We start from the raw sequence: 11,290 nt of genomic DNA, 5'->3' as shown, positions 1-11,290 counted from the left end.
ACGCCTATACTTCACATTTTACATATCCTTAATTTGTATATACAATGAACGACTGTTATATCAAATTTATGAATCTACAAGTTATACCTAAGCATAGTTAGAAATAAAGAGTGCACAGACTCTATATGTCCTTTATTACGAAAGGAGCACGACACTTTATGAATAAAAAGAGCATAGTCATTGCCTTGGTCCTTGGTATCCTTATATTCGTTCTTCCCGCTGTCTTTTACTTTTTTACTGGATCATCAGAAGAATCAGCGCTGCCTGAACCTAATATCCCCACTCAAACCAAAACCGTAAATGGCATCACCATAACGTTACAAAATGCAACATATAACAACAAGGAATTGCATTTGGGATATGAAATAGAGGGAGGCGGACAGGCCGAGAACGATTTGGGATATACCTTCTATAATGAAGGTGAACCTTTCGCTGAATCTGTAAGTGGAACCCTTCTACAACTCGGAGATAAACATTATTACATTACAGCAAAAACGGATCAAATCCGTGATCTGCCAGAATCATTGAATCTCACTTTTGAGATTAAAGCACGTCCAAACTTGGCTGAACAACATAGCATTATTATCCCGTTCGAACTTGTACTAGAGAAAGAAAAGAGTTAATTCATGATCCGGATTCATCCCTCAACTTCTCACGCATCTACGGGATTCTTACACCTCTTTATTCTGATCGTTAAAATAAGAAAAACGGCTCCTATCACAGATAGAAGCCGTACAATGCTTTGTTAAATCACTTCAAGCAATCCTTATGACACTACAAATTGTACGACAATTGGAGTGCCATCATTTAATACATCTCCACCGGGGATAGTAAGCGTGGTGGTGGTAACTGAGGATGTGTCAGCTGTTTGCATAAGGCCATTAACGTAGAGATTGTAGTAATTGAACGTGCCTGGAAAAGCTGTTGCGGCTGTACCTGCATCATTTGTAAAAGCCGTCGCAGCGATTGCAAATGTTGCTCCGGTTCCGGTTCCATCCCCTATAGTCGCGGCGAATCTTAAACTGTTCTGAAATGGTGTAACCAGTGGCATGTTTCTCACCTCCTACCTGACATAGTATATGTAGTAGATTTGAGAGTAGTGAAGGCAGAGAGATGAGATGATATAACCATTTTCAAAGGTTTAGAATTATCGCTGTTAATTGAACGATCTCAATAATGACTGGTGTTTCAGCAAACAGGACACCGCTTTGAGATGGAATAAATAAACTATCTGTAGTTAACACATACGAATTGCCAGGTTGTACGATCCCATTAATATAAAGATTGTAGTAACTCGTCATGCCGATCCCTGCAAATTGAGATATACTTCCTCCCTCATCATTAACGAATTCACCAGCAGCAACTGTAACCGAGTTCGATAAATCCAAATCGGTGTCAGGGAAATAAAAGTAGCGGTCTGATGTAGGAATGATCTGAATTCCGGGGATACTGCCCGGCGGGCCTTGCTCACCTGGAGGCCCAGTTGGCCCCTGCACTCCGGGAGGCCCCTGCTCACCTGCTACACCTTGAGGACCAACCGGACCTTGGGCTCCTGTACTTCCCGGTTCGCCTTGTTCACCACGAGGACCAGCAGGTCCCTGCACTCCGGAAGGCCCCTGTTCACCGGCGACACCCTGAGGACCAACCGGACCTTGAGCTCCCGGACTTCCCGGTTCGCCACGTTCACCGCGAAGACCGGCGACACCTTGTACTCCTGAACTGCCTGCTTCACCCTGCTCACCCCGAGGGCCTGCCAAGCCTTGGGAACCTTTTTGTACGATCAGTCCCTGCGTTTCGGGAAGACTGACTGTTTTTATTTCTTCAATTTTAACGGGGACAGAATCCAAAGTGGGCTCAGGACAGGCCAGGGGAACATTGCCTCGTTCAGGGACTGCAATATTTCTGTATCTGCGGGATACTTTCTTTTGTCTCACACGTTGCTTACAAGCACATTTTGTTCTTCCCAAAGCTTTACGTATCGCATACCGTTTCTTACGTTTTCTTGGAATATTGTTACAGCGTTTCACTGAAGGATGTCTCTTTCTTAATGAGTGAAGAGTCGTTTTCACCTTGTTCGTATGCTTCAAAGTCGCCACACTCCTTAGGCCAGTAAACACAGTATATATGCCCTATACTATGTCTTCTAAACATGCGGAGAGTGTGCGAATAACTATGACCACAGCCCAATAAAAAAGAACTACAGCTTCTGCTATAGTCCTCCCTCTTACCTGCTTTACTTCAGCAGTCTGGATATCTCCCACCAGCACTCTCTCCAGTTCACATCCATACACTTATTTAGTTTAAGTGAATACTCCATAGACTTGTCTCCTCTACTTTTTATGTAGTAGAAGTTATTCACTGATATTATAAGGTTCAGTTGTTGAAAACGTATCATACCAGTTGTTTAATGGTATATACTTCACATTTTGTATTTCTAATTCTTGTGGCCTAAGGACGAAAAATCCTCCTTTTTCCAATATTCTGATTAATGGCTCATATACATGTAAATAAACAGTGTATTCCGGTTTTTTTTCAACAAATATTGATAATTGCATATAGAATTCAAATATTTTTTTTAAATACTGATAATCATCAACAAATTCCAGAACTTCTGGATTGCAGTACATAGCAATCGGAAATTCATTCTCAGTATCACCAAGTAATTTGGCTATATTAGTAAACATCGGTGGTTGGGGTCTAAGACCCTCATTTTTATAAAATAAAGCCAGCCTTCTTAGAAATTCATACCCTAAATCTGCATCTTCATTTGACACAATAGTACCAACTTTTCTCCAGTTAATTTCGTTTATTCTACATACCGTATCATCTAGGTACATGTTTCTCACCTCTAAGATTGCCCAATCTATTCACATCCCACCATGCCTCAAATAACATTTCAACAGAGAATTACTTTCTCTTAATGCATTAGTAAATCATTCAAGTAAGTTCTCTTACAAATCTATGGGATTCTTATAGCACCATTCATTGTCCAATGGCTTATTTTTTATTTTTTCTAAATCCTTTATTGTATAAAACCAATTATCTTCAATCCATACTTTTGCAGAAGGATATATTTTTAGAATTCCATAAAGTATCTTAAATAATAAATCTTCATTCTCATAGAAATCTTCAGATACTAATGCCTTAAAATATTGGCTTTTGGAATCATCCCAATCAAAGTCTACGGTTTGAAATTTATAAGGCTCATCATACAAATTCCAAGGTATTTGCCTTGAATAACTGTCTTCAAACGGAATGTCACTAATATATATTGAGCAAAACTTTAATTTCCCAGTTTCATCATACTTGTCATAATTGTTAGCAAAGTAGAGCCTGTAATTAATAGATATTTCTCTAATAATTTTTAATAAATCGCTTGCCGAGATACTTTCTCCTTGCCTAAATAATACAAAAGTTGAAATTCCCATTATTTCAGCCCTCTTAACTCAGATAACTTTTTCACTACACCACTTAGGGTTATAAGGTCTTTGACTTAGTCTAAAGATATCATCAGCCGTGTAGTACCACTCAGCATCATCAAACCACAAGTAATCTTCTGGATTATCTTTAAAATACTCCACTACAAACTTGTAAATAAATTCATACTCATGATTGATATTCACAATATCCATCGCCCAAAAATAATCCGTTGATTGGGTGAGCCACGTGAAACTATCATATGAATTTTCAACAACTTTGTTTACGTTAAACGTAAAGTACCTAATTGTATCTTCATTTTCAGAACTTAATAGAGTCTCTTCATCTACTTCAGATAAGGTGCCTTCTGCAGATTGAAAGTTCTGATCTTTATCAAGTTCAACTGTAATGTGAAAATAATACATATTCGCTCTCCGCGCTGCCTTCTTGAAGTTCTCAAGGGTCTGCTCTGGAGAATAATTTGATATTTTTTTTAGAACTATTACTGAACTGATCGCCTTTAAACCTCCTTGAAATTCTTTACATCTCCTGATAGTTTCGATTTTGAATCAACGTTCTGTACTCTTCCCGATTCCAAAATCCCTCTTCGTTATTAATTCTCAGAATTCCGTCAATTCTGTAGAAGCATTCATTATCGTTATGGGAAAAAAGTAGATTACTATCTGTTGAATCAATGATTTCGAAGACGATCAATAGAATATTCTTGGTTGCTTCAATGCTATCCCACTCATTATCTAGGCGAAAATTTAAACTTTGAGTATATTCAAAATCACTAAAGAGGAATTTCGACTCGTATCCAAAGGGATCATCTGACGTATCAATTAAAGAATTAGAGAAGCCATATCTGCTAATCGTTTCATCAATCTCAATTCCTTTCTTAAATTGGATCACCTCGTTACAAATAAACCCAATCTTATTTAATTTCTTTATTTGCGCTTCTTCTATAAATACAACGTACAGACATTCAACACAAGAAGTCCCTCTTACATTTACATGGCAGAAGTGCCTTTAAATCTAACTTTAACGTTCCATAATGTTCTCATATTCAATATGCTCAAGAAGCTCTCCATAATTCGTCTGAAGCATTTCAAGGTAAGCTATGTTGAACGTATATGTTCCTTCTGCATAAAAAAATATTTCCTCTCCGGATGTGTGATAGAATATTCCACTTACATGGAGCGATTCTAGAATTGCAAATGAGATTTCGTACATCATTTTATAACAGATTTCATAATGTTGATTGTTTTTTAATTCGTAAGATATAGTCTGTTCATATATAAAATCCTCTTCTTGGAACATCGTTTCATAAGAAGCGGCTGGATGATTTGGCGGGAAATGATTATCATATAAAGTTATTTTCAAACCGTTACCCAGATCAAATTCATCATTGTTTTCATTTTTTCTATAATTCACCTTAAGATTTTTACTTATTAGTAGATTCTTTATCCATAAGGCATCCTGTCTTCTGTTTAGTTTAAGTGAATATTCCATAGACTTGCTCCCCTACTTTTATATGTAGCAGAAGTTGTTCACTGATTATTAAAAGGTTCAGTCGTTGAAAACGTAGGAAATTCATTCTCAGTATCACCAAGTAATTTGGCTACATTAGTAAACATCGGTGGTTGGGGTCTAATACCCCCATTTTTATAAAATAAAGCCAGCCTTCTTAGAAATTCATACCCTAAATCTGCATCTTCATTAGACACAATAGTACCAACTTTTCTCCAATTAATTTCGTTTATCCTACATACCGTATCATCTAGGTACATGTTTCTCACCTCTAAAATTGCCCAATCTATTCACATACAAAACCCCATTCTCTTTTCTCAACACTTGTGTTGAATCAATTAAAAGTCTAAGGTTGCATCCGAATCAATCAATATTTTAGCAATATACACTGCTTCATAGCTCGAAAATATAAATAACTCATACTCCATATTCATCTACCTCTCGAATTGTCCGTTCCCACCGTGTACCTCATCTATCTAACAATTCAATATCGTATTCAAACAGGTCAGTTAGAATGGGTGTTATGGAGACAAAATGGTTATAATTCTGGATCAAGTATATATCTTTTCTTTAATTTGTTTTGTTCATCAAACACATAGATAGTTTCACAATTAGGACAACGCCATACACTGTTTCTTGGGTTAGGTAAATCTATAATATCTGTAATATCACTTGTGATTTCATCCCACTCACGATCAGTATAAGCCCATATAGTTACATCGTCTGGTGCTTGGCTGTTCGAAAGAACATATCCACATTTGCATTGAAAAGACGCCATTTATTCCATCCCCTTTTATTAATTTTTAATAACAGATCCGTCATTTATCCAAATCTCTGGATTTCCTTTTCCTCCCGTCTTTCTATTGATTATTTCTATAATCCGTTTTGCATCTTCAACTGTATATCCAACTTCTCTACCATCTATTACAACATTTTCTCCCTGTCTATTGATTGCCTCAATGGCTTTTTTAGAAGTGGTATTTATATTTTTACTTTTAGCTGTTTTCGCTTCAATAATTACTTCATCTACATTAAAGTCAGCACCTGGAACTAAGTTCCCATCCTTGCCCTTAACATCAGCTAACTTTTCTACATTTTTCCCCTCTCGGAGCCATCTATCAGCTATTTTAAATTCATCAACGTTCTTAAACTCTTTCACTCCTGATATAGTTCCTGTCCATTTTTCAGGATTAATAACTCCATCACGTGCTCTTTGCATTAGAGTATTTTTTTCAAAATCACTCAAATGTTTAAAAGATTTAATTATTTCCTTTTGTTTCTGAACAGTGCCTGCATTCCCTTCTTTCACATTCCCCTGCTCAGTCTCCTTCTTACCTCCCCCTCCTCCACCCGATTCATGACGTTCCTTCGGGTGTAAGGCTCTCCCGAAGATAAAATAAGAGAGGGCTTGGCCGACCATCGCACCTTTAACAAAAAGGTGACACTGTGAATTATTAATCTTATTTTTGACAGTCAAAAATGAGGATTCCGTTACATTTCTAGCTTGAGAGCTCTTTTTCAATATAAGGATAATTAAGGATACTCAGCAGGCTTGGAGTAAAATATTTAGTTTGATACTTATCTAATCGATTATTGACCGTTAAAGAACCATTTTCCATTCTAAGTAACTGAGTAGAACCATCTTCTAAGAATAATAGATTCCCTTCAGTATCTTTCATAAGTTTACTAATCACTTTGAACAGATGCCCGATACCATCATTAAAAGTACGGCCAAACAGTTGAATTCTAATGCATACATTCAAAGCCAGATTATAATGTTTTTGAACAAACGTGATATCAGAAACATCCTCAATCTCAATGAACAATGTGAAAAATCTACAGCCAACTACGATTTCATCTTCGTTAATTTGGAGTGAACTGTTCTCCTTAACCGTTTCAGTAACATATTGATTAATCATTTCTCCTAAAGATCTATGATATAAACTGGATTTTACAAACAATTCATAGTTCATAAGTTTGCTCCTGACCTGCTATGTTGACCAATTTAATAGCATCTCTTATACCGCCATTTAACTGTACCCACTTTGTTTGTAGAAATTGAACAGAAGCAACACCTCTACGTTAATGTGGAAAAATCTCCAACTATAAGCTCCACATTTCATTAGTGACATCCTTATCTAAACATCCTTAGGATCCGTGTAACACCAACTGTTATTGTATGAATCCTTTATCCTTTCGAGATCCTCTAAAGTGTAGAACCAATCTTCCTCAATCCATACTTTTGCATCAGAGATTTCATTTAGTAACGCAAACAAAAATTGAAACAATAAATCCTCATTCTCATCAAAATCGTCAGATACTATTGCTTTAAAATATTCATTTTGCATATTGTCCCAGTCAAAATTCACAATTTGAAAATCGTATGGTTCGTCATATAAACTAAAACTGATCGTTCTTGAGTAATCTTCCTTAAATGGCTTGTCACTAATATATATTCGAGTATATTTTAATACTCCTTCAATATCATACTTTTCGTCGTCACTGTCGAAAAACAAATTTTCTTTGATACATATATTTTTAATTGTACTCAGCAAACTATTTGCTGATTTGCTTTCCCCTTGTTTAAATACAATGAATGATGACATTCCCATTACTTTATTACCCCTCCTAATTCTTCGAGTGAATTCACAACACTTACACCCTTATTATTAAATTCTCGAATCATTTGTTCTGTGTACTTATTTGACTTATCAAAACTCTCATCAATATAAAGGACTACTTTCTTTCCCTCATAATTAAAAAATTGAGAGTGATCTGGATTAACATACTTATCAATTTGATCCATTTTGACAGAAGATATTGACTTTTTAACCTCAATGATTTGATTGTTTGTCATAACATCAATATCTCCAGCCGGCTTTCCAGTAGATATATTGTCCAACTTAAGACCAAATCCAGTAACTTCAGTTTTCCCCTGAACGAAGCTTCCTACTTTACCTTCTATTACTTTACCTGGAGTGCTACTGCTCATAGCACTTTCAATAGCAATAGGTATATTTTTAGAGTTTTGTTCAGTCCATTTTATTATACTGCCATGAGGATTTGTAAATTCAATCTCTATGCCTTTATTAGTTTTCGTTTTCATTGGCTGATTGAATTTTTCTGTACTTCTCTCACCCGTCTCCTTCTTACCTCCCCCTCCTCCACCCGACCCATGATGATCCTTCGAGTGTAAAGCCTTACCAAAGATAAAATAAGAGAGGGCTTGGCCGACCAACGCACCTTTAACATAACCTGACTCGTCCTCGTCGAGTTGCTTTTTCTTCTCATCCACAAACTGCTCGATGTCAGACCTTGCCGTTCCGTTGCCCCAGGCCGCATCCCAAGCAAAAGCGAGTCCACGTCCAGCGTCAACTACCTTACCTATAGTCATCGCATAAGCCAAACTGCCTAATGTACTTAACGGATTATAGATGAGTGCTTCGGCTGTCTCGCCCAGACCTGTAACGGTGTCACCAATGGCTTTGTCCACGGCTCCAGTGAAAAAACTTGGTTTCAACTCATTGGGGATGTACAGAGCCACCTCGCCTGTGCTGTCTGTCGTTCTGAAATTATTCGCAATAAAGGTAAACTCCTTCTGAATATTATCCAGCATGCCGAGTGTTGACGGGAAAACATGCTTGACCTCCATGAAATCCCAGAAGAATCGTTCTTGTGTAACCCCAGACCATTCGGATTGTAACATATTCAGAGATTTGTCCAGTTCACGAACCATTCGATCCAAATCCAATTTGCATTGCTGAACATAACGTGCCTTGGCATCCAATTCATCGGGGTGTACCTGAATCCGCAACATGCCGTTTTCACCACCAAACCTGATCATAGTCGTTATACCCAAATTTTAACAAATGGAAATTGTCTTTGAAATTGAACAGAAGGATCATTTTCTCTCTCAGCAATTCGGTAATTAGGTAACCACTCTAGTCAGCCAAGCTTGCACATGTACGCATGCCCTAACTAATTTGATGTATTTATTCCGGTTCCTCCACGTGAAGATCAGGCCCCCAGCGGAGGGATCAATCCAATCATATTTCCAATCCAAAATAATTAATTAATCTCCACCGCCACCCGAGTCCCCGCCTCCGCCGGAATCTCCGCTGTCTGATCCGTGGTGATGACCGCCCCCGCTGTAGCTATCCGTATTGACCGAAGTGTGACCGCTGCTTCCACCCGAATCAGGGAATAACGTGGCGAAGACATAATTGGTGCGATCAAACGGAAATTCTGCCGCAAACATCGCCCTGAATATGCCTCGCAAATGCAAAGCTAGCACCAATAGAGGTGTATGTTTTAATGTTGTTGATCCAGGTACACTGTTATCTGATGCAGGTTCACGATCCGCAAGGCGTCTGAGCTCCGGATCATGATGTTGCTGTAACACAGACCAGTCTGTTTTGCGCACGCATCGTGATCCGATGCCCAGCACCAGAGCCGTCTGAATGATCTGCTCCAGCACTTCTGCAGACTCACTCAAACGCTCGACTGGAATGCCTTTTCTGTATCGTTTACGCCAGTTACGCATAGAGGCCTCCCAATCTCTCGCAGACGGGGCAACTACTCTAGCAGGTAAGAACAAACGAACAAAAATGGACAGAAAAATCATACTGTATAGCGATGAAGTAAAAGCTGAATTGCCATCGATCGCCAAGGTGAGACTGATCATTAATCCTACGCAAGCCGCTTGATAGAGCAAACGCATATGAATTTTCCGAATAGCCAAACACCAGATTACCGTCGTAACTGCCAGGCCTATCACACCCGGTATAGACACACGCTCTACAAAACACACGATACCTGTAAAGAGCATCAGAATAGGAAACATGACATAGACAAGCAATCGCAAAAGCATCGGTGTTCGAATCAGCTGTTCCCAGCCTCTCGTCTCTACGACTTGTTCCTTCCACGACTGAACGCCTTCGCTCAGCGCCTTCTCTTTAAGCTGGTAGTACTTCATGGCTTCTCGCCGCTTACTTTCCCCTTCGCTTGGTCCAGCCAAAGCATCGAGCCTCAGCCGTTGTTTACCGAAACCATAGGTAGAGAACAACCATTGTAGCAGACCCTGTTCATCCGGCGAACTGCTAGCAACCGAGGATTCCACACTGTACTCCAATGTTGTTTTGGGTCTAAGTTGAGGATTGCTTTCCCCCGGGTCATTCCGATATCGTCCTTTGGTTTTCACAACTCGCATCGACAATATGCCTTTACGTGTTAAATGGAACATGGTCGCCTGCGTGTCCTTCAACTTCAGCTGGCCCTTGCTCCGCAAATAGGCTAGAAACAACGGATCTGCTTGCTCCACTTCTTCGTCTGTAAAAGGCCCCTTGCTTAAGCGAGCCCTCACCCAGAGCAGTAACTGAACAGCAATAATGCCCAGAAGCACCCACATGATCCCTTCCATAAACTGCTTCAACCATGCCTCCTGCAAGATCGGGGCCAGCTGTCTCTGGACAAGAACCGAATGATAGAACTGAGATGAAGCTTGCCCGTCTGTTAGTGCATTTCTCATGTGATGACCCCTTTCATAGGAAAAATAAAAGTTCGGTAATCTACCCTACTCTATATAAACCTGTTCATCTCCCAAAAGAATCCCAACCGAGCGCTTCTTTTTTATAGGTACTCCTTTTCGTGTTCATCCTTTCAATGTTCATCCTTCCAGAGTCCATCCTTTCCTTTCACATTCTTCTTTCATGCTTCATCATTCTTGACTCTTCTCTTCCTCCTGCATGTTTGGAATGTAGAATACATTTTGCTTTTCACAATCGGTTAAGACGTACAATGATTCTCCTCGCTCGATTTTGGTCAGTTCCAATCCCTTGCAAGTATTCGTCGTGATCTCTTCTCTGGAGCCATACTTATCTCTTGTGGCATCATAGGTGGATTGAAACAGCGTACCGTCATAGATTAGCTCATGGATGATCGGATCGCCTTCAATTGTATACATGGTGACCCGGACATGATCCGGTTGATTCTTTTTCACATTTTGCATAAAAGACTCCCACTTATCTCGGTTTCGCATCTGCCCCAAAAGAAAGACAACATCTCCACTTTCTTCTGCTTGCTCCCCGTTATGCGGTTCAACGATGGCAGGAAAAGGGCTTCTTTCCTCTACCGGATCGGCAGTCTGCTGCGAATCATTCGAACTACAGCCTGTTACGAGTACAGTTGCCAAACATAACATCATTACGTATTTTCCCATTGCAATCACCTCATATGTACAACGTGACCCGGGCTGGATAAGTTACATTTTTAGAAAATGAGTGTCCAAACTCTGCATCATCCCCTGCAACTTTTTTTAGTGAAATCTTCAATTCGTGTAACCTTT

At 39.2% G+C, this 11,290-nt stretch carries 16 protein-coding genes; 1 reads left to right on the top strand and 15 read right to left on the bottom strand.

The annotated features are described in order from the left end of the window. The first annotated feature begins 158 nt into the window (after positions 1 to 158). The gene (locus Q9R46_RS00360; RefSeq protein ID WP_311278517.1) at positions 159 to 623 is read left to right on the top strand and encodes a SurA N-terminal domain-containing protein; all 465 of its coding nucleotides are present in this window, start codon (positions 159 to 161) and stop codon (positions 621 to 623) included. A 143-nt stretch (positions 624 to 766) separates the two neighbouring features. On the opposite strand, the gene Q9R46_RS00355 is transcribed toward Q9R46_RS00360, so the two are convergent. From Q9R46_RS00355 to Q9R46_RS00290, 15 genes are all read right to left on the bottom strand, one after another. Beyond that, complete coding sequence (locus Q9R46_RS00355) at positions 767 to 1,051, bottom strand: DUF4183 domain-containing protein (protein WP_311278516.1); 285 nt, start codon at positions 1,049 to 1,051, stop codon at positions 767 to 769. A gap of 82 nt (positions 1,052 to 1,133) precedes the next feature. Beyond that, positions 1,134 to 2,087, bottom strand: a complete 954-nt coding sequence (locus tag Q9R46_RS00350; RefSeq protein WP_311278515.1) for a DUF4183 domain-containing protein — start codon at positions 2,085 to 2,087, stop codon at positions 1,134 to 1,136. A gap of 264 nt (positions 2,088 to 2,351) precedes the next feature. Next, complete coding sequence (locus tag Q9R46_RS00345; protein ID WP_311278514.1) at positions 2,352 to 2,837, bottom strand: hypothetical protein; 486 nt, start codon at positions 2,835 to 2,837, stop codon at positions 2,352 to 2,354. A 114-nt stretch (positions 2,838 to 2,951) separates the two neighbouring features. Beyond that, on the bottom strand, positions 2,952 to 3,428 hold the full coding sequence (locus Q9R46_RS00340) for a hypothetical protein (RefSeq protein WP_311278513.1): 477 nt from the start codon (positions 3,426 to 3,428) through the stop codon (positions 2,952 to 2,954). Positions 3,429 to 3,446: 18 nt separating this feature from the next. Further along, positions 3,447 to 3,842, bottom strand: coding sequence for a hypothetical protein (locus Q9R46_RS00335; protein ID WP_311278512.1), 396 nt, complete (start codon positions 3,840 to 3,842; stop codon positions 3,447 to 3,449). A 115-nt stretch (positions 3,843 to 3,957) separates the two neighbouring features. Next, positions 3,958 to 4,329, bottom strand: a complete 372-nt coding sequence (locus Q9R46_RS28545; RefSeq protein WP_397386312.1) for a SitI3 family protein — start codon at positions 4,327 to 4,329, stop codon at positions 3,958 to 3,960. Between the two features lie 129 nt (positions 4,330 to 4,458). After that, a complete protein-coding gene (locus tag Q9R46_RS00330; protein ID WP_311278511.1) occupies positions 4,459 to 4,929 on the bottom strand; it encodes a hypothetical protein in 471 nt (156 codons plus the stop codon). 38 nt (positions 4,930 to 4,967) lie between these two features. Continuing rightward, positions 4,968 to 5,207, bottom strand: coding sequence for a hypothetical protein (locus Q9R46_RS00325; RefSeq protein ID WP_311278510.1), 240 nt, complete (start codon positions 5,205 to 5,207; stop codon positions 4,968 to 4,970). 278 nt (positions 5,208 to 5,485) lie between these two features. Continuing rightward, positions 5,486 to 5,725, bottom strand: coding sequence for a hypothetical protein (locus Q9R46_RS00320; protein ID WP_090917538.1), 240 nt, complete (start codon positions 5,723 to 5,725; stop codon positions 5,486 to 5,488). 18 nt (positions 5,726 to 5,743) lie between these two features. Further along, positions 5,744 to 6,424: a CdiA C-terminal domain-containing protein gene (locus Q9R46_RS00315; RefSeq protein WP_311278509.1), complete on the bottom strand. Its 681-nt coding sequence runs from the start codon at positions 6,422 to 6,424 to the stop codon at positions 5,744 to 5,746. Positions 6,425 to 6,446: 22 nt separating this feature from the next. Beyond that, positions 6,447 to 6,920, bottom strand: a complete 474-nt coding sequence (locus Q9R46_RS00310; protein ID WP_311278508.1) for a hypothetical protein — start codon at positions 6,918 to 6,920, stop codon at positions 6,447 to 6,449. A gap of 165 nt (positions 6,921 to 7,085) precedes the next feature. Then, on the bottom strand, positions 7,086 to 7,559 hold the full coding sequence (locus tag Q9R46_RS00305; RefSeq protein ID WP_311278507.1) for a hypothetical protein: 474 nt from the start codon (positions 7,557 to 7,559) through the stop codon (positions 7,086 to 7,088). Beyond that, positions 7,559 to 8,791 carry a WXG100 family type VII secretion target gene (locus tag Q9R46_RS00300; RefSeq protein WP_311278506.1) on the bottom strand — a complete coding sequence of 411 codons (1,233 nt, stop codon included), beginning with the start codon at positions 8,789 to 8,791 and terminating at the stop codon, positions 7,559 to 7,561. The genes Q9R46_RS00305 and Q9R46_RS00300 overlap by 1 nt, the downstream gene beginning before the upstream one ends. 228 nt (positions 8,792 to 9,019) lie before the next feature. Further along, entirely contained in the window at positions 9,020 to 10,474 is a 1,455-nt protein-coding gene (locus Q9R46_RS00295) for a DUF2207 family protein (protein ID WP_311278505.1), read from the bottom strand. A gap of 189 nt (positions 10,475 to 10,663) precedes the next feature. Next, positions 10,664 to 11,164: a DUF4362 domain-containing protein gene (locus Q9R46_RS00290; protein ID WP_311278504.1), complete on the bottom strand. Its 501-nt coding sequence runs from the start codon at positions 11,162 to 11,164 to the stop codon at positions 10,664 to 10,666. Positions 11,165 to 11,290: the final 126 nt, after the last annotated feature.

It is taken from the genome of Paenibacillus sp. RRE4 (assembly GCF_031844205.1).
GTDB classification, from domain to species: Bacteria; Bacillota; Bacilli; order Paenibacillales; family Paenibacillaceae; genus Paenibacillus; species Paenibacillus xylanexedens_B.
The sequence above is the reverse complement of the archived record's forward strand: the minus strand, read 5'-3'. Positions and strand labels throughout refer to the sequence as shown.